This window comes from Streptomyces sp. NPDC005576 (assembly GCF_042871745.1).
Classification (GTDB): Bacteria; Actinomycetota; Actinomycetes; order Streptomycetales; family Streptomycetaceae; genus Streptomyces.
Genome location: NZ_JBIAJC010000003.1, coordinates 143,549 through 165,921 on the forward strand (window position 1 = coordinate 143,549; position 22,373 = coordinate 165,921).

17 protein-coding genes and 1 pseudogene are annotated in these 22,373 nt (G+C 69.9%); 14 read left to right on the forward strand and 4 right to left on the reverse strand.

All coding sequences use genetic code 11. The features are described 5' to 3' along the window. Positions 1-4 precede the first annotated feature (4 nt). The 5 genes from ACFYPN_RS06825 (at position 5) to ACFYPN_RS06845 (ending at position 5,729) form a co-directional block, all read left to right on the forward strand. Positions 5-673: a potassium-transporting ATPase subunit C gene (locus ACFYPN_RS06825; RefSeq protein ID WP_358763280.1), complete on the forward strand. Its 669-nt coding sequence runs from the start codon at positions 5-7 to the stop codon at positions 671-673. A gap of 282 nt (positions 674-955) precedes the next feature. Beyond that, on the forward strand, positions 956-3,499 hold the full coding sequence (locus ACFYPN_RS06830) for a DUF4118 domain-containing protein (RefSeq protein WP_358763282.1): 2,544 nt from the start codon (positions 956-958) through the stop codon (positions 3,497-3,499). A 181-nt stretch (positions 3,500-3,680) separates the two neighbouring features. Continuing rightward, a complete protein-coding gene (locus ACFYPN_RS06835; protein ID WP_358763284.1) occupies positions 3,681-4,373 on the forward strand; it encodes a response regulator in 693 nt (230 codons plus the stop codon). Positions 4,374-4,568: 195 nt separating this feature from the next. Next, positions 4,569-4,919 carry an OB-fold nucleic acid binding domain-containing protein gene (locus ACFYPN_RS06840; RefSeq protein WP_389297316.1) on the forward strand — a complete coding sequence of 117 codons (351 nt, stop codon included), beginning with the start codon at positions 4,569-4,571 and terminating at the stop codon, positions 4,917-4,919. A 3-nt stretch (positions 4,920-4,922) separates the two neighbouring features. Beyond that, the gene (locus tag ACFYPN_RS06845; protein ID WP_358763288.1) at positions 4,923-5,729 is read left to right on the forward strand and encodes a DUF3159 domain-containing protein; all 807 of its coding nucleotides are present in this window, start codon (positions 4,923-4,925) and stop codon (positions 5,727-5,729) included. A gap of 109 nt (positions 5,730-5,838) precedes the next feature. Here ACFYPN_RS06845 and ACFYPN_RS06850 read toward each other — a convergent pair whose 3' ends face one another. Next, positions 5,839-6,660 carry a phytanoyl-CoA dioxygenase family protein gene (locus ACFYPN_RS06850; RefSeq protein WP_358763297.1) on the reverse strand — a complete coding sequence of 274 codons (822 nt, stop codon included), beginning with the start codon at positions 6,658-6,660 and terminating at the stop codon, positions 5,839-5,841. 130 nt (positions 6,661-6,790) lie between these two features. Between ACFYPN_RS06850 and ACFYPN_RS06855 the strand changes: the two genes are divergently transcribed. Continuing rightward, the gene (locus ACFYPN_RS06855) at positions 6,791-7,867 is read left to right on the forward strand and encodes a LacI family DNA-binding transcriptional regulator (protein ID WP_358763290.1); all 1,077 of its coding nucleotides are present in this window, start codon (positions 6,791-6,793) and stop codon (positions 7,865-7,867) included. Positions 7,868-8,020: 153 nt separating this feature from the next. On the opposite strand, the gene ACFYPN_RS06860 is transcribed toward ACFYPN_RS06855, so the two are convergent. Further along, the gene (locus tag ACFYPN_RS06860; RefSeq protein ID WP_358759843.1) at positions 8,021-8,701 is read right to left on the reverse strand and encodes a TrkA family potassium uptake protein; all 681 of its coding nucleotides are present in this window, start codon (positions 8,699-8,701) and stop codon (positions 8,021-8,023) included. Further along, positions 8,701-9,369, reverse strand: a complete 669-nt coding sequence (locus tag ACFYPN_RS06865) for a TrkA family potassium uptake protein (protein WP_358759841.1) — start codon at positions 9,367-9,369, stop codon at positions 8,701-8,703. The genes ACFYPN_RS06860 and ACFYPN_RS06865 overlap by 1 nt, the downstream gene beginning before the upstream one ends. A 481-nt stretch (positions 9,370-9,850) precedes the next feature. Here ACFYPN_RS06865 and ACFYPN_RS06870 point away from each other — a divergent pair, with 481 nt between their 5' ends. The 4 genes and pseudogenes from ACFYPN_RS06870 to ACFYPN_RS06885 all read left to right on the forward strand — a co-directional run bounded on the left by ACFYPN_RS06870 (position 9,851) and on the right by ACFYPN_RS06885 (position 16,413). Beyond that, positions 9,851-11,899 (forward strand): APC family permease, encoded by a 2,049-nt coding sequence (locus tag ACFYPN_RS06870; protein ID WP_358759839.1) that lies wholly within the window; start codon positions 9,851-9,853, stop codon positions 11,897-11,899. A gap of 201 nt (positions 11,900-12,100) precedes the next feature. Continuing rightward, positions 12,101-13,429 (forward strand): TRAM domain-containing protein, encoded by a 1,329-nt coding sequence (locus ACFYPN_RS06875; protein WP_358759838.1) that lies wholly within the window; start codon positions 12,101-12,103, stop codon positions 13,427-13,429. A 338-nt stretch (positions 13,430-13,767) separates the two neighbouring features. After that, a pseudogene (locus ACFYPN_RS06880) lies at positions 13,768-15,641 on the forward strand (RHS repeat-associated core domain-containing protein); the annotation flags it as partial. Positions 15,642-15,654: 13 nt separating this feature from the next. Then, on the forward strand, positions 15,655-16,413 hold the full coding sequence (locus tag ACFYPN_RS06885; RefSeq protein ID WP_358759836.1) for a hypothetical protein: 759 nt from the start codon (positions 15,655-15,657) through the stop codon (positions 16,411-16,413). Between the two features lie 749 nt (positions 16,414-17,162). Here the strand turns inward: ACFYPN_RS06885 and ACFYPN_RS06890 are convergent. After that, complete coding sequence (locus ACFYPN_RS06890; protein ID WP_358759834.1) at positions 17,163-17,690, reverse strand: hypothetical protein; 528 nt, start codon at positions 17,688-17,690, stop codon at positions 17,163-17,165. Positions 17,691-17,827: 137 nt separating this feature from the next. Between ACFYPN_RS06890 and ACFYPN_RS06895 the strand changes: the two genes are divergently transcribed. The 4 genes from ACFYPN_RS06895 to ACFYPN_RS06910 are packed head-to-tail and all read left to right on the forward strand — an operon-like array spanning position 17,828 to position 22,318. Further along, positions 17,828-18,154: a hypothetical protein gene (locus tag ACFYPN_RS06895; protein ID WP_389297085.1), complete on the forward strand. Its 327-nt coding sequence runs from the start codon at positions 17,828-17,830 to the stop codon at positions 18,152-18,154. Next, positions 18,151-18,852 carry a hypothetical protein gene (locus ACFYPN_RS06900; RefSeq protein ID WP_358759830.1) on the forward strand — a complete coding sequence of 234 codons (702 nt, stop codon included), beginning with the start codon at positions 18,151-18,153 and terminating at the stop codon, positions 18,850-18,852. Before ACFYPN_RS06895 ends, ACFYPN_RS06900 begins: the two co-directional genes overlap by 4 nt. Beyond that, on the forward strand, positions 18,849-20,183 hold the full coding sequence (brxD, locus tag ACFYPN_RS06905; RefSeq protein ID WP_358759828.1) for a BREX system ATP-binding protein BrxD: 1,335 nt from the start codon (positions 18,849-18,851) through the stop codon (positions 20,181-20,183). Before ACFYPN_RS06900 ends, brxD begins: the two co-directional genes overlap by 4 nt. Further along, the gene (locus ACFYPN_RS06910) at positions 20,180-22,318 is read left to right on the forward strand and encodes a DEAD/DEAH box helicase (protein ID WP_358759826.1); all 2,139 of its coding nucleotides are present in this window, start codon (positions 20,180-20,182) and stop codon (positions 22,316-22,318) included. The genes brxD and ACFYPN_RS06910 overlap by 4 nt, the downstream gene beginning before the upstream one ends. Positions 22,319-22,373 lie beyond the last annotated feature (55 nt).

A 22,373-nucleotide genomic window follows, 5' to 3' on the forward strand; every position in this document is an offset into this window, starting at 1 on the left:
CAGCATGAACACCTCCGTAGGAAACACGATCCGGCTGCTGCTGGCCGGTCTGAGGGCCCTGCTCGTCCTCACCCTGGTCTGCGGCGTCCTCTACCCGCTCGCGGTCACCGGTGTCGCCCAGGCGCTCTTCCCCGGCAAGGCCAACGGTTCCGAGGTCTCCAGCGACGGCGAGGTCGTCGGCTCCGAATTGATCGGCCAGCGCTACGACCTGCCCCTGAAGGACGGCCAGGAGACCGCCGACCCGGACCTCAAGTGGTTCCAGCCCCGCCCGTCGAACGGGCTCGGCAGCAACAGCGTCAACACCCAGTACAAGATCATCCTCTCCGGGGCGACCAACCGCTCCGGCGACAACGAGGACCTGATCGACTGGGTCACCGCGGCCAAGGCGGCCGTGGTCGAGGACAACTCCGTCCCCGGCCACCCGGTCGACCCCGACGACGTGCCGGCCGACGCCGTCACCTCCTCCGGCTCCGGTCTCGACCCGGACATCTCCCCCCGGTACGCGGAACTCCAGATCCGCCGTGTCGCAAAGGAGAACCACCTCCCGGTCGACCGGGTGACCCGGCTCGTCGACGAGAACACCGACGGTCGCGTCCTCGGCTTCATCGGCGAACCCCGCGTCAACGTCCTCCGGCTGAACGTCGCGCTGAAGGAACTGGTCGACGCCGGCTGACCCCGCCGGCGCTCCGGGGACCGGCGTCCCGGAGCCGCCACGTGTCGTGTCCGCCCGGCCCGTCTCCCCGGGCCGGGCGGACACACGGCGCCGCGGCCGTAAGCGGTGCTTCCGGGCCGACCGGTCCGGCACCGGCGCCGCGGCATCAGAGTTCCGTCAAAACGGACACCCGGGCCGACCGTCATCCGAAATGCCCGGATCTCCGGGAGTAGCGTCGTGATGGGCGAAACGGCCCAGGGCTGCCGCACGGGCCGCAGCCAGGGCAAGAAGGACAATGGGGCCATGGCACGCGGCAAGCTTCGTATCTACCTGGGGGCGGCACCCGGCGTCGGCAAGACCTACGCCATGCTCTCGGAGGCCCACCGGCGCATCGAACGGGGCACCGACTGCGTCGTCGCCTTCGTCGAGCACCACGACCGTCCGCGTACCGAGGTCATGCTCCACGGTCTCGAACAGGTCCGGCGCCGCGAGATCGAGTACCGCTCGGCGGTCTTCACCGAGATGGACGTGGACGCCGTGCTCGAACGGGCCCCGGCAGTCGCCCTCGTCGACGAACTCGCCCACACCAACGTCCCCGGCGCCCGCAACGCCAAGCGCTGGCAGGACGTCGAGGAACTCCTCCAGGCCGGCATCGACGTCGTCTCGACCGTCAACATCCAGCACCTGGAGTCGCTCGGCGACGTGGTCGAGTCGATAACCGGCGTACGGCAGCGTGAGACCGTCCCCGACGAGGTGGTCCGCCGCGCCGACCAGATCGAACTGGTCGACATGTCGCCACAGGCGCTGCGCCGCCGCATGGCCCACGGCAACATCTACACGTCCGACAAGCTCGACGCGGCGCTCTCCCACTACTTCCGCCCCGGCAACCTCACCGCCCTGCGCGAGCTGGCCCTGCTCTGGGTCGCCGACCGGGTGGACGAGTACCTCCAGCAGTACCGGGGCGAGCACAACATCAGCTCCACCTGGCAGGCCCGCGAGCGCATCGTCGTGGGACTCACCGGCGGACCCGAGGGCCGCACCCTCATACGCCGCGCCTCCCGGATGGCCGCGAAGGGCTCCGGCAGCGAGATCCTCGCCGTCTACATCGCCCGCAGCGACGGCCTCACCTCGGCCTCGCCGAAGGAACTCACCGTCCAGCGGACCCTCGTCGAGGACCTGGGCGGGACCTTCCACCACGTCATCGGCGACGACATCCCGGCCGCCCTGCTCGCCTTCGCGCGCGGGGTCAACGCCACCCAGATCGTCCTCGGCTCCAGCCGTCGCAAGACCTGGCAGTACATCTACGGCCCGGGCGTGGGCGCCACCGTCGCCCGCGAGTCCAGCCCCGACCTCGACGTCCACATCGTCACCCACGACGAGGTGGCCAAGGGCAGAGGGCTGCCCATCGCCCGGGGCGCCCGGCTCGGCCGGGCCCGGATCATCTGGGGCTGGCTCGTCGGCGTCGGGGGGCCCGCCCTCCTCTCCGTACTGCTGCGCAGCATGGAGAACGGCCCCGGGCTCGCCAACGACGTCCTGCTCTTCCTCTTCCTGACGGTGGCCGCCGCCCTGCTGGGCGGCCTGCTCCCGGCGCTCGCGTCAGCGGCCGCCTCGTCCCTGCTGCTCAACTACTGGTTCACCCCACCCACCCACACCCTGACCGTGCAGGACCCGGAGAACATCGTCGCCATCGTGATCTTCTTCGCGGTCGCCGTGTCGGTCGCCTCCGTGGTGGACCTCGCGGCGAGACGCACCCACCAAGCCGCCCGACTGCGCGCGGAGTCGGAGATCCTCTCCTTCCTGGCCGGCAGCGTGCTGCGCGGCGAGACCACCCTCGACGCCCTGCTGGAACGGGTCCGGGAAACCTTTGCCATGGAGTCCGTCGCGCTGCTCGAACGGCAGAGCGACGTCGAACCGTGGACCTGCGCCGGATCGGTCGGCCCCAGCCCGGTGACCCGGCCCGAGGACGCCGACGTGGACATGCCGGTCGGCGACCACATGGCGCTCGCGCTCTCCGGCCGGGTGCTGCCCGCCGAGGACCGCCGGGTGCTCGGCGCGTTCGCCGCCCAGGCGGCCGTCGTGCTGGACCGCCGACGCCTCGTCGGCGAGGCAGAGAAGGCCCGCAGGCTCGCCGAGGGCAACCGCATCCGGACCGCCCTGCTGGCCGCCGTCAGCCACGACCTGCGCACCCCGCTCGCCGCCATCAAGGCCGCCGTCAGCTCGCTGCGCTCCGCCGACGTCGCCTGGTCCGAGGAGGACGAGGCGGAACTCCTCGAAGGCATCGAGGACGGCGCCGACCGACTCGACCACCTCGTCGGCAACCTGCTCGACATGTCGCGCCTCCAGACCGGGACCGTCACCCCGCTGATCCGGGAGATCGACCTCGACGAGGTGGTCCCGATGGCGCTCGGAGGCGTACCCGAGGGCAGCGTCGAACTCGACATCCCGGAGATCCTGCCGATGGTCGCCGTCGACCCCGGCCTGCTGGAGCGGACCGTGGCCAACGTCGTGGAGAACGCCGTCAAGTACAGTCCGGACGGCATGCCCGTCGTCGTGGCCGCCAGCACGCTCGGCGACCGCGTCGAGCTCAGGGTCTCCGACCGGGGGCCCGGCGTCCCGGACGAGGGCAAGCGGCGGATCTTCGAACCCTTCCAGCGGTACGGCGACGCCCCGCGCGGCGCCGGGGTCGGCCTCGGCCTCGCCGTCGCCCGGGGATTCGCCGAGTCGATGGGCGGCACCCTCGACGCCGAGGACACCCCCGGCGGTGGCATGACCATGGTGCTCACGCTCAAGACGGCGGCCGGCTACGTACCCGCCAGCCCGGACCTGTCTCCGCAGGTCACCTCGTGACGCGGTGCCGTGGCTCCGTCGCTCCGGGGTCTTTATTGAGCCTGGGGCCTCCGTGGAGCCCCGGGGGCCTGGTGGAGCCCGGGGGCCCGTCGCACCGTCCGTCACACCGGCCCGTCACACCCCTGACATCCGCGTGCAGCAGAATCCTTCCCCCGTACAGCAGCAGAAAGGCAGGACCGCGATGACCCGGGTGCTTGTGGTCGACGACGAGCCGCAGATCGTACGCGCCCTCGTGATCAACCTGAAGGCTCGGAAGTACGAGGTCGACGCGGCGCCCGACGGGGCCACCGCCCTCCAGCTCGCCGCCGCCCGCCACCCCGACGTGGTGGTGCTGGACCTCGGGCTGCCCGACATGGACGGGGTCGAGGTCATCAAGGGGCTCCGGGGCTGGACCCGGGTGCCGATCCTGGTCCTCTCCGCCCGGCACACCTCGGACGAGAAGGTGGAGGCGCTGGACGCCGGCGCCGACGACTACGTGACCAAGCCCTTCGGCATGGACGAGCTGCTGGCCCGGCTGCGGGCCTCGGTCCGGCGGGCCGAGCCGGTCGGCCAGGACGGCGCCGACGACGTGGTGATCGTCGAGACCGAGGGGTTCACCGTCGATCTGGCGGCCAAGAAGGTCCACCGCGACGGCCGTGACGTCCGCCTCACCCCGACCGAGTGGCACCTGCTGGAGGTCCTGGTCCGCAACAGCGGTCGGCTGGTCAGCCAGAAGCAGCTCCTCCAGGAGGTCTGGGGCCCCTCCTACGGCACCGAGACCAACTATCTCCGCGTCTACATGGCCCAGCTCCGCCGCAAGCTGGAGGCCGATCCCTCGCACCCCCGGCACTTCATCACCGAGCCGGGAATGGGCTACCGCTTCGAGCGCGGCTGAGTCGTCCCAGGTCCGTCGCGGGTCCGTCGCACGCCCTTCGCGCTCCCGTCGCGGGGGCATAGCCATGCACTCGTTCGGGTGAGTTTTCCGGAGCCCGCGACCGGCTCGCGAGACCGGTACTCTTCGGGTATGAGTGCTGTTCCTCGATTCGATAGGGCCGGGAAGGCGGAGCGGTCCACCGGGCGCTTCCGCCGCATGCTCGACCGGCTGTCCAGCTCCCAGGAGGACCTGGAGTCCGAGGAGCTCCGGGAGGACGCGCACGCGTCGGGTTGTACCCGCATCTCCGAATGCTCGGACCGCCAGATCGTCAAGGTGGCTGGTACCTTGCGGACCGTCACCCTGCGACCGCGTGCTGGAGTGCCCGCTCTGGAAGCGGAGCTCTTCGACGGCACCGCGCCGCTGGACGTGGTCTGGCTCGGCCGCCGCTCCATCGTCGGCATCGAGCCCGGCCGGAGGCTCATCGTCTCGGGCCGCGTCGCCATGAGCCACGGGCGCCGGGTGCTGTTCAACCCCACATACGAGTTGCGACCGCTGGGCAAGGAGTAGCCGGTGTCGTCTGACGACAAGCCGACGCACGACGGGGACCGTACCCCGCACACGGATCAGCAGGACGCGACGAACCGGGCGGTCACCGAGGCCGCCCTCTTCGAGGCGTTCGGCGGGGTCCGGGGGATGGTGGAGACCGTCCTGCCCGGACTGCTCTTCGTCACCATCTTCACCGTCAACAAGAACCTGCACGTCTCGGCCATCGCCGCCCTGGCGGTCTCGCTGCTGCTGGTCGTCGTCCGGCTGGTCCGCCGGGACACCGTCAAGCACGCCTTCAGCGGCGTCTTCGGCGTGGCCTTCGGTGTGGTCTTCGCGATGATCACGGGCAACGCCAAGGACTTCTACCTCCCGGGCATGCTCTACACGCTCGGCCTGGCGCTGGCCTACTTGGTCACCACCCTGGCGGGCGTCCCGCTGATCGGGCTGATCCTCGGCCCGGTCTTCAAGGAGAACCTCTCCTGGCGCACCAGGAACCCCGGCCGCAAGCGCGCCTACGCCAAGGCGAGCTACGCCTGGGGCCTCATCCTGCTCGCCAAGTGCGCGATCCTCTTCCCGCTCTACTGGTGGGCCGACACCGCGCAGCTCGGCTGGGTGCTCGTCGGACTGAAGATCCCGCCGTTCCTGCTCGCCGTCTACCTCACCTGGGTCTTCCTGGCCAAGGCGCCGGCCCCGATCGACGTCTTCGCCGAGATGGAAGCCGCCGAGAAGGCGGAGAAGGACCGCGAGGCGGAGCGGGCGGCCGAGCGCGAGGCGGAGGCCCGGGAGGCCCGGGCCGCGGAGACCGCGGCGGCGCGGAACTACGACGCCTGACGCTCCACCCCCCGCCTCCCCCCGTTTTCCCACCTCACCACTCCGCGTTTCCCCCTCGGCGGCAGGCACATGACGTGCCTGCCGCCGCTGCGTGGCGGCCATGGACCGCTCAGGCGTCGCCCATGACCAGGCCCTCGATGGTGTGCTTCTGCGTCACGGGCACCAGCACGTCGACGACGGCGCAGTCGAGGTGCCGCCGCACCCGCTCGGGCAGGCTCTCCCAGTACGGCCGGGTCGCGGCGGTGTCGTGCCGGTCGCCGTTCGCGGCCTCGGGGCCGTCGACCCCCAGGACCAGCACGGGCCGGGGCTTGGCCGAGTGGTTCGTGGTGCCGCGGTGGACGGTCAGCGCGCTGCGGGCCGAGATGTCCCCGCGCCTGGGGTACTTGCGTACGGCCCGCTCCTCGTAACGCGGGTAGTGCGTCCGGGGCGGGAACATGCCGTGGCCGAACTCCGGGCTGTCGTCCCACTGCGTACCCGGCGCTATCTCGAAGGGCCCCATGTCCTCCTCGGTGTCGACGGCCGTCACGTTGAAGGCGAGCGAGGTGAGCCGTCGTTCGGCGCGGGTCTCCTCCGGCATGGGGAAGTCCCGGTGCCACGGCTGGTTGACCGCGCCCTCGAGCGGCACGTCGAAGCCCAGTTCGACGATGCGGTAGTCGGGGCCGAGCACGGCGGCGCAGACGGAGCGGACCCACGGGTGTTCGACGAGCTCGACGAAGCCGCGCAGCTGCTCGGGGTGGATCTCCACGTAGTACCGGTGCGGGCCGCGTCCGACCGCGCCGCCGGGCCGCCCGAGGGCCTCGTGGAAGGCCACCTCGATGTCCTCGCGGAGCCGGTCGGTCCACTCCGGGGTGAACGCTCCCCGCCGGGCGGTGATGCCGTCCGTGTAGAGGGCCTCCACGTCCGGCGTCACGTCGACGTCGAGATCGGTCAGGGTGGTTCGGGGGTAGGCGTTCCGGCTCACGGGTGCCTCCTGAGGGCTGGGCGGAGTGGGCTGCCGGTAGTTTTACATCGTTGATTGCAACGTGGCAATGGTGCGCGTGCCCGTGTGCCACGATGGGGGGGTGAGCAGCAGCCTGAAGGACGTGGCCCTCCGCGCGGGGGTTTCCCCGCGCACGGTGTCGAACGTGGTCAACGGCTCCGCGCCGGTCGCGGAGCAGACCCGCCTGCGGGTGCAGGAGGCGATCGAGGAGCTGGGGTACCGGCCCAACCTCGCGGCCCGCAGCCTGCGGGCCGGCCGCACCGGCATCATCGGCCTCGCCATCCCGGAACTGCGCTCGCCCTACTTCTCCGAACTCGCCGGACTGCTGGTGGACGAGGCCCGCCGCCGCTCGTGGACCGTGATCATCGACCAGACCCTCGGGGACGCCGAGGCGGAGCGGCGCCTGCTGACCGGGGACGGGGGCCGCGTGATGGACGGGCTCGTCATCAGCCCCTGGGCGCTGCGCGCCCGGGACCTGACGGCCACCGCCCACGCGCTGCCGGTCGTCCTGCTCGGCGAGCGGAGCACCGAGGGGCTGGCGGACCGGGTGGCGGTGGACAACGTCGCCGCCGCCGACGAGGCCACCACCCATCTGCTGGAGCGCGGCCGCCGCCGCATCGCCGCCATCGGCCTCCAACCGCACCTGGAGAACGGCACGGCGGAGCAGCGCGCGGCAGGCTACCGCCGGGCGCTGCGGCGAGCCGGCATCGAACCCCGCCCCGCCTGGGAGCGCTCCGTGGCCTCCCTGCACCGCGGCGACGGAGCCCGCGCCATGGCGGACCTGCTCGACGGTGACGGTGACCGCGACGGTGACGGTGACCGCGTGGGAGGCGGTGACGGCGCGGGAGGCGGTGCTGCCCTGCCGGACGCGGTCTTCGCGTTCAGCGACGAACTGGCCCTGGGCGCCCTGCACACGGCCCGTGCGCGGGGGGTACGGGTGCCGGAGGACTTGGCGATCGTGGGATTCGACGACATCGAGGACGGCCGGTTCAGCTTCCCCGGCCTCACCACGGTTTCGCCCGACAAGCACCAGATCGCCGCGCGGGCCCTCCAGTGCCTGGCCGACCGGATCTACAGCCCCCGCAACGAGCTGCCCGCCCACGACCTGACGATCCCGCACCGGCTCATCGTCCGGGGGAGCAGCGACCCCGGGGCGTGAGCGCTCGACGACCTGCTCGCCACGGCGGAGAGGGCCGGGACCGAGTGGGGTACGCACTCGGTCCCGGCCCTCTCCGCCGTGGTCACGGCAGCCCCCGTCCAGCCACCCCGTGCGGCTGCCGCGTACGGCTGCCGTACGCGGCACCCTCGGGGCTCAGTCCTCGGCCGGTACCTCCCGGCGCACCGACAGCAGGTCTTCCAGCTGCTCCTCGCGGGCCTGTGCGGCCACGAACAGCAGCTCGTCGCCGGCCTCCAGCGTCTCCTCGGAGCTCGGGGTGAGCACCCGGGTGCCGCGGATGATGGTGACCAGGGAGGTGTCCTCGGGCCACTCCACCTCGCCCACCTGCGTACCGGCCAGGGCCGACTCCGGGGGGAGGGTCAGCTCGACCAGGTTGGCGTCACCGTGGCTGAAGCGCAGCAGCCGGACCAGGTCGCCGACGCTCACCGCCTCTTCCACCAGCGCCGACATCAGACGCGGCGTGGAGACGGCGACATCGACGCCCCAGGACTCGTTGAAGAGCCACTCGTTCTTCGGGTTGTTGACGCGGGCCACGACCCTCGGCACCCCGTACTCGGTCTTCGCGAGCAGCGAGACGACCAGATTGACCTTGTCGTCACCGGTCGCCGCGATCACAACGTTGCAGCGCTGGAGCGCCGCCTCGTCCAGCGAGGTGATCTCGCAGGCGTCCGCGAGCAGCCACTCGGCCATCGGGACCCGCTCCACCGAGATGGCGGTGGGGGCCTTGTCGACGAGCAGTACCTCGTGCCCGTTCTCCAGCAGCTCGGCCGCGATGGAACGGCCCACCGCGCCGGCGCCGGCAATCGCCACGCGCATCAGTGACCGCCTTCCTCGGGGCCCTCGGCGAAGGCCGCCTCGACCTTCGCGACCTCGTCCGTACGCATCATCACGTGGACCAGGTCACCCTCCTGCAGCACCGTCTGGGACGAGGGCAGGATCGCTTCGCCCAGTCGGGTGAGGAACGCCACCCGCACCCCCGTCTCCTCCTGGAGCGTGCTGATCTTGTGACCGATCCACGAGGGGGTGGTGTGCACCTCGGCGAGCTGCACACCACCGCTCGGGTCGCGCCACAGCGGCTCCGCGCCCGACGGCAGCAGCCGCCGCAGCATCTGGTCCGCCGTCCAGCGGACCGTCGCCACGGTGGGGATGCCGAGGCGCTGGTAGACCTCCGCACGGCGGGGGTCGTAGATGCGGGCCGCGACGTTCTCGATGCTGAACATCTCGCGGGCCACCCGGGCGGCGATGATGTTGGAGTTGTCGCCGCTGCTGACGGCGGCGAAGGCACCGGCTTCCTCGATACCCGCCTCGCGGAGGGTGTCCTGGTCGAAGCCGACCCCGGTGACGCGGCGGCCACCGAACCCGGAACCGAGGCGTCGGAACGCCGTGGGGTCCTGATCGATCACCGCGACCGTGTGCCCCTGCTGTTCCAAGGTCTGCGCGAGAGCGGCTCCGACTCGCCCGCAGCCCATGATGACGATATGCACCCTGTGCCTACCTCGCAGTCCTGGTCGTCCGGCTGACCTGCGAAAACACCGTGCTCACAACTCTCTCTCGGCTTACCGGGCAAAGAAACGGGGCAACCACGTCCGTCGCTGCCCGGGGATGAGCTTAAGCGGCAACCCCGCGCCCGCCTCACCCGAGTCTGCGTTCGGCCGGGCGCCTCGGCAAAGGGGGAGCGCGTGCCGGTGCAAGACGAGCGAAAGCGGCGGCAAAGGTGGAGTAAAGAGAGGAGGGACGGAAGGGCGGCAGGGACCGGAGAGCATCACGAGCCCGGCGGAGGACGGGGGCCGACGCCCCCGCCGATGACCGATCGTGGCGGAAGGGAAGCGCCGTGTCACCCCGGGTCCCCGAAGCGCAAGGATTTCGTTAAGGTTCCTGGCGGCTTTTCCCCTGATCGCAGGAGATTGGGGTGCCACGGGGTAGCGGGTGGCGCCGGGCCTCCGGCCAACGCTTACGATCCTCCCCGTGTCCAAACTGACCGACGTGCCCAAGCGGATCCTGATCGGACGGGCGCTGCGCAGCGACAAGCTGGGAGAAACACTCCTCCCCAAGCGCATCGCCCTCCCCGTCTTCGCCTCCGACCCGCTGTCCTCGGTGGCGTACGCCCCGGGAGAAGTCCTCCTGGTGCTCTCCATCGCGGGCGTGTCGGCGTACCACTTCAGCCCGTGGATCGCGGTCGCCGTCGTGGTCCTGATGTTCACGGTCGTCGCCTCGTACCGGCAGAACGTCCACGCCTACCCGAGCGGCGGCGGCGACTACGAGGTCGCCACCACCAACCTGGGCCCCAAGGCCGGACTCACCGTCGCCAGCGCGCTGCTCGTCGACTACGTCCTCACCGTCGCCGTGTCGATCGCCTCCGGTGTGGAGAACCTCGGCTCCGCGGTCCCCTTCGTGGTGGAGCACAAGACCCTCTGCGCGATCGCCGCGATCGTGCTGCTGACACTGATGAACCTGCGCGGCGTGAAGGAGTCGGGGAAGCTCTTCGCCATCCCGACGTACCTCTTCGTCGTGGGCGTCTTCGTCATGATCCTCTGGGGGGCCTTCCGCGGGCTCGTCCTCGGCGACTCCATGCACGCCCCCACCGCGGACTTCACCATCAAGCCGGAACACGGCGGGCTGGCCGGGTTCGCCCTCGTCTTCCTGCTGCTGCGCGCCTTCTCCTCCGGCTGTGCCGCGCTCACCGGCGTCGAGGCGATCAGCAACGGCGTCCCCGCCTTCCGCAAACCGAAGAGCAAGAACGCCGCGACCACCCTCGCGATGATGGGCCTGCTGGCCGTCACCATGTTCTGCGGCATCATCGCGCTCGCCATGGTCACTGACGTGAAGATGGCCGAGAACCCGGCCAAGGACCTGTTCCACAACGGCTCCTCGGTCGGCTCCGGCTTCGTCCAGGACCCGGTGATCTCGCAGGTCGCCGCCGCCGTGTTCGGGGACGGTTCGTTCCTCTTCATCATCCTCGCGGCGGCCACCGCCCTGGTGCTCTTCCTCGCGGCCAACACCGCGTACAACGGCTTCCCGCTGCTCGGCTCGATCCTCGCCCAGGACCGCTACCTGCCGCGCCAGCTGCACACCCGCGGCGACCGCCTCGCCTTCTCCAACGGCATCGTGCTGCTCGCCGGCGCGGCCATCCTGCTGGTCTGGGTCTACGGCGCGGACTCCACCCGCCTGATCCAGCTCTACATCGTCGGCGTCTTCGTCTCGTTCACCCTGAGCCAGACCGGCATGGTCCGGCACTGGAACCGCCACCTGCGCACCGAGACGGACCAGGCCAAGCGCCGCCACATGGTCCGCTCGCGCGCCATCAACACCTTCGGCGCCTTCTTCACCGGCCTGGTGCTGGTCGTCGTCCTCGCCACCAAGTTCACCCACGGCGCCTGGGTCGCGCTGCTCGGCATGGTGATCTTCTACGGAACGATGACCGCGATCCGCAAGCACTACGACCGCGTCGCCCGCGAGATCGCCGCCGACGAGACCCCGTCCGACGAAACCGTCCGGCCCTCGCGCGTCCACGCCATCGTCCTGGTCTCCAAGCTCCACCGCCCCACCCTGCGCGCCCTCGCCTACGCCAAGCTGATCCGCACGGACCAGTTGGAGGCGCTCTCCATCAGCGTCGACGCGGAGGAGACCAAGGCGCTGCGCGAGGACTGGGAGCGACACGGCATCAACGTCCCGCTGAAGATCCTCGACTCCCCGTACCGCGAGGTGACCCGCCCGGTCATCGAGTACGTCAAGGGGCTGCGTCGGGAGAGCCCGCGCGACGTGGTGAGTGTGTACATCCCCGAGTACGTCGTCGGGCACTGGTACGAGCACCTGCTGCACAACCAGAGCGCGCTCCGGCTGAAGGGGCGCCTCCTCTTCACCCCGGGGGTCATGGTCACCTCGGTGCCGTACCAGCTGGAGTCCTCCGAGGTCGCGAAGAAGCGGGCCCGCAGGCGCGCCGAGTGGACCGCCCCCGGCTCCGTCCGGCGCGGACCGGTCGAGCGCCGCTCGAAGGAGCCCGCGAAGAAGCCGTGAGGACGGGCGACGCGGGCGGGCTTCCTGCCCGCGCGTCGCCCGCCTGCCCTTCGGTGGTGAACGGCCGGACGACACCCACGTAGACTGGTGGGCTGTTGTCCGGCCGCGTGCGTCGGACCGCCGTCCGGCTATGGCCGCGGGAGTACCGTCCGCGACCTCCGGCCCTCTCTTTGCCCTCCCCGATCACTGGAGCCTCCCCTCATGCAGAACGAATCCACGTTGTCGCTGGTCGGGGAGGAGTACGAGGTCGAGGTCGGCCCCGTCGCGCACGGAGGCCACTGCATCGCCCGTACGGACGCGGGCCGCGTGCTCTTCGTGCGCCACACGCTGCCGGGCGAGAAGATCATCGCCCGCGTCACCGACGGCGACACCGACTCCCGCTTCCTGCGCGCCGACGCCGTCACCGTCATCGAGCCGTCCAAGGACCGCGTGCCGGCGCCCTGCCCGTACGCCGGTCCCGGCATGTGCGGCGGCTGCGACTGGCAGCACGCCAAGCCGGGCGCCCAGCGCCGGCTCAAGGGCGAGGTCATCGCCGAGCAGCTCCAGCGCCTCGCGGGCCTCACGCCGGAAGAGGCCGGCTGGGACGGCACCGTCATGCCCGCCGAGGGCGACAAGCTGCCCCCCGGCGAGGTGCCCGCCTGGCGCACCCGCGTCCAGTACGCCGTCGACGACGAGGGCCGCGCGGGCCTGCGCAAGCACCGCTCCCACGATGTCCAGCCGATCGACCACTGCATGATCGCCGCCCCCGGTGTCACCGAGCTGGGCGTCGAGAAGCGCACCTGGCCCACGCTGGCCGGCGTCGAGGCCATCTCCGCCACCGGTTCCCACGACCGCCAGGTCGTCCTCACCCCGAAGCCCGGCGGCAGGCTGCCCCTGGTCGAGCTCGACAAGCCGGTCTCCGTCCTGCGCGTCGAGGAGCACGACGGCGGCGTCCACCGCGTCCACGGCCGTGCCTTCGTCCGCGAGGTCGCCGACGACCGCACCTACCGCGTCGGCTCCGGCGGCTTCTGGCAGGTCCACCCGCAGGCCGCGAACACCCTCGTCCGCGCCGTCATGCAGGGCCTCCTGCCCCGCAAGAGCGACACCGCCCTCGACCTCTACTGCGGCGTCGGCCTCTTCGCCGGCGCCATCGGCCAGCGCATCGGCGAGAAGGGCGCGGTGCTCGGCATCGAGTCCGGCAAGCGCGCCGTCGAGGACGCCCGCCACAACCTGAAGGACCTCGACCGGGTCCGCATCGAGCACGGCAAGGTCGACCAGATCCTGCCCCGCACCGGCATCACCGAGTGCGACCTCATCGTCCTCGACCCGCCCCGCGCCGGCGCCGGCAAGCAGGTCGTCAAGCACCTCTCGGGCCTCGGCGCCCGCAAGATCGCCTACGTCGCCTGCGACCCGGCGGCCCTCGCGCGGGACATCGCGTACTTCCGGGAGGGCGGTTACAAGGTGCGGACCCTGCGGGCGTTCGACCTGTTCCCGATGACGCACCACGTGGAGTGCGTGGCGATTCTGGAGCCGGTCGCGAAGGGCGCCTGACCTGCGGGTTTGGGTGGTGTGCGTGATGTGCGGTGTGGGCGTTACGGGCGATATCTTGACGCTGAAATGACGCTCGCGGCGGTGTCTTGACGCTCGTTCTGATGGGTCATCAGGCGCGTTGCCCCGCTGATCAGGCGGCCTCCTGACTGCGCGGGTGTGGCAAGGCGCCGGGAATTTCGTGGTGCTGAGCGATCCCACTCAGCCGCCTGCGCAGAGTGCCAGCAGGTTCTTCGCCTGCTGGCAGTACGGAGATTATGCTGCGCTGACCAGCAGAAACGTTGTCTGTGCCTCTCCTTCACCGCGCCGTCCGGCAGCGAACCGGGGGGCGACGGAACCGCCACGACGCAGCCGGAAACGTCCTCTCCGAGACCGACTTCGACGGCCGCACACCCAGCTACGAGGTGGACGCGGCGGGACGGCTCGCCGTCCGTACTGACGCGCTCGGCGGGACCATCTCGTTCGAGCGTGACCAACTGGGCCAAGTGATCAGCAAGGACGTCGACGGTCGTGTGACGACCTACGGCCACGACCTTGCCGGACGTCTCCTGGAGGCCGCTGGACCGGACAGCGAACTTCGGTACCAGTACGACCGGCGCGGGCTCACGAAGACGGAACTCGTCGACGGCCGCCCCACCACGTACGCCTACGGCGCCGACGGAATGCCCAACCGCCTGACCAGCGGCGATCGGCGGATCGACTTCACGCACGACGCGGCCGGCCGGGAACTCGCCCGCGTCTTCAGCGACGGGGTCACCGTGACCTCTGCCTGGGACACGGCCGGAAGGCTGGCCGAGCAGCAGGTCACCGCGTCAGGGCGTACCGTCAACAGCCGCGCCTACTCCTACCGCGCCGACGGTCAGCCGACCTCCGCCGCTGACCGGCTGACGGGCACTCGCACCTTCGACCTGGACCGGGCTGGCCGGGTCACCGCCGTCCACGCCAAAGGCTGGACGGAGCGGTACGCCTACGACGACGCCGGCAACCAGACCTCGGCGTCCTGGCCGTCCGGCCACCCCGGCCATGAAGCCACCGGGCCACGCAACTACATCGGCACCACCGTCACCCGGGCCGGCGATGTGCGCTTCGAGCACGACGCCCTCGGCCGGGTGATCCTGCGTCGGAAAACCCGTCTCTCCCGCAAGCCCGACATCTGGCGCTACACATGGGACACGGAGAACCGCCTCACCTCCGTGACCACCCCCGACGGGACCCGCTGGAGGTACCGCTACGACCCGCTGGGCCGACGCACCGCGAAGCAGCGAATGGCGGACGACGGCGAGAGCGTGGTCGAGGAGGTCCGGTTCACCTGGGACGGCCTGACCCTGTGCGAACAGACCAGCCACGGACCCGACCAGCTGAACACGGTCGCCCTGACCTGGGACCACCGCGGCCACACCCCTCTGGCCCAGACCGAGCGCATCCTCACCGCCGACGACCGGCAGAACGAGATCGACCGCCGCTTCTTCGCCATCGCCACCGACCTCATCGGCACCCCACCGAACTGATCGACGAATCCGGCGACATCGCCTGGCGCTCCCGAGCCACGCTGTGGGGCGCCACGGCATGGGCCCGCGACGGCAGCACCTATACCCCTCTCCGCTTCCCGGGCCAGTACTACGACCCCGAGACCGGCCCCCACTACAACTACCTCCGGCACTACGACCCGGAGACCGGCCGCTACACCTCCCCCGACCCCCTCGGCCTCGCCCCCGCCCCGAACCCCGTCGGCTACGTGGACAACCCCAGCACCACGTCGGACCCGCTGGGCCTGATGCCCAAGTACACGAAGGAGGAGAAGGCCCAGCAGGCCAGGGAAAAGGCCATAGAGACCGCGGACGAGGTCGTCGAGAGAGCCCAGGGCGGCCGGATGAAGAAGGCCGGAAACTACCACGCGGATACCATGCACAGTTTCAGCGATGAACGTGTCCTGGAGATTCTCAAGAGCCCGGACGCCGTGTACCACTCGACGGCGGGCAGCGGAAGGCTGATTTTCCGGCAAGGGGAGGACATCGTGGTGACGGAGGGCGGCGGCGCCGGGGCGGGCAATGCCATCACGGCATACGGCCCCTCCGGCATCAGAGGAGATTCCGGTGCGAGGGCACTCGGCGGCTTGCCCACCGATCCCGGGGGACCGGTTACCCACGCCGATGTGGTGGAAGGCAGGATTCCAGCCAAGAACGGCTACATGGCTCCCGCGGTACAGATTCGATGAGGCGGCGTTCATCATGAGACTTACCCTCGACGGCGACTGGAGGGCGATGGTGACGGACAACGCCCTGCGTATCTCCCCGCGCTTCGACTTCCGGGACCAGTGTGTGCGCGTCGCGGAGTACGCGGACGTGAAGGAATGGCAACAGTCCCTCGGAGACACCTTCGGCAGCCGGGAGTGGCTGTGGGACGACCCCGACGAGCTCCGGTTCGACCCGGACAGCCGGGAACTGGTCGGTGCCGGGTTCCGCCTCCCCCACGAGGCTGCCGACACTGAGGACTGTGCCCGCGTTCCCGCCGCGCCCGCCGTCCGTCCGGGCGGACTTCGCGCCGAAGAGGTACGGGACTTCCGCCTGGAGATGACCACCGAGCTCTGCCGTGCTCCGGAGGACACCGCACTGACCTGTCTGCGTGACCTCGATGTCCTTGACGAGCCGCTGGAGGCGCGCATCGGAATCGCCCCGGACGTGGCACTCCTCGTTCAGGGGGGAGGCGTCGTCGGCTGGAGCCTGACCGATCCGGTCCGGTACGTGACCACCGGTTTCGCCGCCCCCGACCCGGCTCCTCCCGCCCCGTCGACCCGGGCTCTGTTCACCGTGTGCATGGACCTGGTCACCACACCGTGGCTGGACGCGGTGCGGCGCCGTGAGCCGGCCGCCGTGCTCGACCTGCGGGAGCTGGACCGTAGGCTGCGTGACCAGCGTGAGGACCGGAACCGGGCCGACGCGCTCCTCGCTCTGATCGGCGAACTGGTCGAGGAGTACGGGAGCCGTTGACGGTCGGCCGCAGGCTTGCGAGGCGTTGTTCGAGCTTGCCGATGCCGTGTTGCGCGCGGGTGGCCCGGTCCGGTCGCCGGTGGGCGAGCACCGCCGTGGACGGGGGCTCCACGACACGCCGGCCGTGACGCTCATTTGACGCTCCGAGCCCTGAAAGCCCGCCTGCAGAGCCGGTAAAGCCTATCTGACCTGCAGTTTCTCTCGCATCGGCAATCGGTGACGTCTTTTCGATGACGCACCACGTGTAGTGCGTGGCGATCCTGGAGCCGGTGAAGGAGGACGACTGACCTGCGGTTCCGGCAGTGTGTACTACTTGAGATCTGATCGCCACGTGCCGCCGGAAGCCCCACCGTTCGCCGGTTCGTTGACCTGAGCAGTGCCCGTCGGGGGCGGTGGTCGGGCAAGGCCGTCGAGCCACACCTCCGCTCGCGGAGAGCTCGGTGCAGCCGTCCACAGAGATCCGGAATTCTGGGTCTGTTTCCGCGCGAGCGGAAACGGACTCAGGGTTCCGAAGTGTCGACGCAGCGAGGCGCCGTCAGAGTCGGGCCGCTGTTTCCCCGCCTGTCATGAAGCGGGCAATGACGCCCGCAGGAGGGGCATCACCATCGGGTGACCCACTTCGGCAGCCAACTTCTCCTCCACTGTCTCTTTTGTTCAAGATCAAGGTCAACGCCCGGGTCGGGGATTCAACGGGGTGCCGGGACCCTTTTCGCTTCCCCGCGCGTGGGCGCTACAAGGGCTCTGGCCAGCTACCGGACCTCCGCGAGGAGACTCGTGGGCTGCTGATTCAGATCGAGTGCATGCTGATGAATGGTGATGCCCGCATGCCGGACCTGGAGGGTTACGCGCGGGGCGTTGCCCTTGGCGTAGGTGAGGTGTCCTACGGGGAGGCCGAGAGCTGTGCAGTACGCAAGCATCTGGTACAGGTCGGCTTCGGGGAACCCGCCCTGTTTCTCGGCCTTGTACTTGGCATCGGCGACCCCGACGGGTGTGCCGTTGCTGGTGTAGTGCACGAGGTCGGGGACGATGCGGATGCTGTCCTGCTCGTCGAGGTGATGGCCAGCCTGGAGCCTGCAGTATCCGTCCGCGTCGGCCAGCGCCTCCCGCAGTGCCACGGTGACGAAGTCTTCGAACACCTTCGGCATGTGGAAGAGGAATCCACTGACGGTGACGCCGCCCGGCAGGTGTTCCACCGAAGCGCTTCGGAGCACCAGCTCGGCCAGGCGCAGGGCGGGTTGGTACCGGACATTGAGGCGGGTGGGCCGCCACCGGGGCACCGCGTGTCCGTGTCCGAGGGGTGGCGTCGGCCAGCCGGACGCGCAGTCGTAGCAGCCTGGTGCGGATGTCTGCGGACAGTCCGTCCGGGAGACGGAGCAGTCGTTCGCAGGCGGTGCGCAGCAGCTGGTTCTCGGGGATGTCAGCGGCCGGGCACTTTCTCGCCCCGGAACTGCTGCTCGCCCTCGCCTCGGACGCCGTGGTCGGAGTAGTCCTCAACACGATCGACGACGCACTCGATTCGGGGCAACAGGGCCAGCGGATCGCGTGGTCGCTGCACGACGTCACCTACCTGCGCGAACTGCTGGCCGCGGCCCGCAGTTACGGACGGCCCGTCGTCCTGACGTCCGACCACGGACACGTCCTGGAACGGGAACCGGGCCGCGGACCCGTCGAGGTGGCCGGCCCGGCCGGGGCTGCCCCTGGAGGCCCGGCGCCGGCGCCGACGCCGGCGAGGGAGAAGTGAACCTCAGCGGCCCCCGTGTGCTGGACGGGGACGGGACGATCGTCATGCCTCGGCGCGAGAACGTCCGCTACACGGGTCGCAGGGCCGGCTACCACGGTGGTGCGGCGCTGGCGGAAGTGACCGTGCCCGTGCTGGTGCTCGTGCGCTCGGCGGACATGGCCCCGCAGGGTTGGGACCCGCTGCCCCGGGAGCAAGCCGCACCGCCCTGGTGGCGGCCCGCCGTCACCCCGGCGGCGGTGGTCGTGGAGCATGCTTCGCCGACCGTCGGCATGCCTCCGAAACCCAGGCCGAGCAGGACTCCGAGGCAGCCCGAGGGACTGTTCACCGACGCGGACATGGTGACGCCCGAGGAAGAACCTTCGGCCGCACCGGTCGGCCTGGGGGACCGTGTGGTGTCGAGCGAGGTCTACGAGGCGCAGAGGGCGTACGTGCGCAAGGCTCGCGAGACGAAGATCGTCGCAGCCGTGATCGACGAACTGGTCGCGGCGGCCGGCACCATGTCCCCGGCAGCGTTGGCGGCCGCCATTTCGGCGAGCGGACGCGTACGGCGCAACATCGACGGCTTCGTCGCCACTGTCCAGCGGCTGCTGAACGTCGAGGGTTACCCCGTCCTCGGATTCATCGACGGCGGTCACACGGTGAAGCTCGACGAGACACTCCTGCGCGGGCAGTTCCTGCCGGACCGGGAGGCACGATGACGAGTTCGTCGGCTCACGCCAGCGCGGTCCGGCGCCACGAGGTCATCGACGCGCTCCGGCGCGGAACGGTGCCCCAAGCAGGTCTCGACCTCCTCGCGGTCGGTCTCGGCCGCTTCGAGGAGGCGGTCGACGATGATCTCGCCACAGCGGCGCGGGGCGGGGCCGCCTTTCACGCGATTCGTGGCGACTACGGTTCCGGCAAGACCTTCTTCGCCCGGTGGCTCGCCGAACGTGCCAAGAGGGCGGGCCTCGCCACGGCCGGGGTGCAGATCTCCGAGACGGAGACACCTCTGCACCGTCTGGAGACGGTTTACCGCAGACTGACGGAACGGCTGACCACCGCGACACATCAGGCCAGTGCGCTGCGAGCGGTGGTGGATTCGTGGTTCTACACCCTGGAGGAGGAAGTCCTCGATGGCGGCCAGGTGGACGAGGACGACGAAGCCGGACTCGCCGAGGCCGTCGACACGCTGATGGAACGACGGCTGGCGGAAGTCGCCCGCACCACGCCGGCGTTCGCCGCAGCGTTGCGTGGCTACCGGCGGGCCGTCGCGGCCGGTGACGGAGCCACTGCCGAAGCTCTCATCGCCTGGCTGGGCGGACAGAAGTCCGTCGCAGCCTCCGCGCGCCGGACGGCCGGTGTGTGTGGCGACCTCGACCACTTCGCGGCGCTCGGGTTCCTTCAGGGACTCCTCACGCTGCTGCGCGACTGTGGACACCCCGGGCTGCTTCTCGTCCTCGATGAGATCGAAACCGTGCAACGCGTGCGAGGCGATGTCCGGGAAAAAGGGCTCAACGCACTGCGGCAACTCCTCGACGAGATCGACGCGGGACGCTTCCCTGGACTCTTCCTCGTCATCACGGGCACCCCGGCGTTCTACGACGGCCAACAGGGCGCTCAGCGTCTGGCACCCCTCGCGCAACGGCTGGCCACCGACTTCACCACTGACCCGCGCTTCGACTCCCCCCGTGCGGTCCAGCTGCGCCTGGCAGGCTTCGATCTCCCACAGCTCGGCGAACTCGGCCGTGCCGTGCGAGACCTGTACAAAGAGGACGCACGTCATCCCGGTCGGGTCGGCGAGCGTGTCGACGACGCGTACATCAATGACTTGGCCGTGGCCGTCACCGGCAGGTTCGGAGGCAAAGTCGGCGTCGCACCGCGGGTGTTCCTGCGCAAGCTCGTCGCCGACGTTCTGGACCGCGTCGACCAGTTCGCGGACTTCGACCCACGGCAGCACTACGCTTTCACCGTGGTCTCGTCCGAACTCACCGAAACAGAACGCAACGCTGCGGCGGGAAGCGCGGACGACATCGAGCTGGAGCTGCCGTGAGTGTCTTCGGGGAATTGGACCCGGCACTCGTCCACCACCTCGTCAACACGCTCGGCTGGGGCAGCCTGCGCCCCCTCCAGGAAGAGTCGGTAGCTCCGGTTCTCGCAGGAGACGACGCCCTGCTGTTGGCGCCGACGGCGGGAGGGAAGACGGAGGCGGCATGCTTCCCTCTTCTCTCCCGCATGGCGAAGAACCGGTGGACCGGCACCTCGGTGCTCTACGTCTGTCCGCTCAAGGCGCTCCTCAACAACTTGCTGCCGCGGCTGGAGAACTACACGTCCTGGCTGGGGCGTACAGCCGCGCTGTGGCACGGTGACACCAGCGCCGGGGCCAGGAAGCGGATCCTGGCCGCGCGCCCGGACGTCCTGTTGACCACTCCGGAGTCGCTGGAGGCCATGCTGGTCAGCGCGAACGTGGACCGCACCTCCTTCTTCTCGGGGCTCAGGGCAGTAGTCGTCGACGAGGTGCATGCCTTCGCCGGCGACGACCGTGGGTGGCACCTCCTGGCGGTTCTGGAGCGGATGCAACGGGTGGTGGGCCGTCCTCTCCAGCGGATCGGACTCTCGGCGACGGTCGGCAACCCCGAGGACTTGCTGACGTGGCTTCAGGGATCGGGCGTCGGGAAGCGGCTGGCCCGGGCCGTGGCCCCGCACCTGGCCGGACCACGGCCTTCGGCGGAAGGGGCAGTCAGCACCCCGCCGTCAGGTGACATCGAGCTCGATTTCGTGGGTTCCCTCGATAACGCGGCCACGGTCATCGCCTCGCTCCACAGGGGTGAGAAGCGTCTGGTCTTTCGCGAGTCCCGAAGGCTCGTGGAAGAACTCGGGGAGAAACTCCGGGCGAAGGGAATCACGGCCTTCCTGTCCCACGCCTCGCTTTCGCTCGATGAGCGAAAGCGGGCGGAGACCGCCTTCGCGGAAGAGCGCGATTGCGTCATCATCTCGACCAGCACTCTGGAACTCGGCATTGATGTGGGCGACTTGGACCGGGTGATCCAGGTCGACGCCCCGTCCTCGGTCGCCTCGTTCCTCCAGCGGCTGGGCCGCACCGGCCGCAGGCCGGGCACCACGAGGAACTGCCTCTTCCTGGCACTGGACGAATCCGGGCTGTTGGACGCGGCGGGACTGCTGCTCCAGTGGTCGCGGGGTTGGGTAGAACCCGTCATCGCGCCTCCCGAGCCCAGGCACATTGTCGCGCAGCAGCTACTCGCTCTCCGCCTTCAGGAACACCAGGTCGGCGAGAATCTGTGGCAGGAGTGGTGGAACGGTCTCGGCCCATTTGGCAAGGCCGCCGAACCGATCGCACGGCATCTGGTCGAAGAGGGATACCTGGACCGCGACGGGGGATTTATCTTCATCGGCCCCGAAGCAGAACGACGTTTCGGGCAACGCCACTTCATGAACCTCACGGCGGTCTTCACCGCACCTCCGCAGTTCACCGTGTTGCACGGCCGGTCGGAGATCGGACGGACTGACCCCAGTCTGCTCACCGAGCGCGTGGACGGGCCACGCCGACTGCTGCTCGGCGGCCGGAGTTGGGTGGTCACGTACATCGACTGGCGGCGAAAGCGTTGCTTCGTGGAACCCGTGGATGGGGGAGGGAAGGCGAAGTGGAGCAGCGCGGGATTCGGCTTGGGCGCATCGTTCGAAGTATCGCGGGCGGTACGCGATGTGCTACTGGGCGTAGACCCGCCAGTCCAGCTCACCCGGCGAGCTGTCCTGTCTCTGAGTGAAGCCCGTGACGACTTCCTGCAACGAGTGCATCCAGGAGGCACGCTCGTCATCCGGGATGCCGATGGTCGCGTCCACTGGTGGACATGGGCGGGGCACCGGGCGAACGCCACACTGGCTGCCACACTCGATGAGGTGGCGGTGCCGAGCCAGCGCATCAACGATCACTGGATCCGACTGCGGGAGGATGTGACGTACGCGTCCTGGAGGAGGCACATCGAAGGTGCAGCCGAGCGGCTCTGTCTACCCGCAGTCGATGAGCGGGCCGTACGGGGGCTGAAGTTCGCCGAGGCGCTGCCGCCGAGGCTGGCGGAAGCGACGCTTTCCACACGTCTGGCCGACCTGGAGGCTGCGGCTGCCGTGTTGTCCGAATCCGTACGCTTCGTCTCGATCGTTGCTCACTGAGACAACCCGGGACGGGACGGCAATCTTGGGCTGCCGAGTGTTAGGGATATCGGGT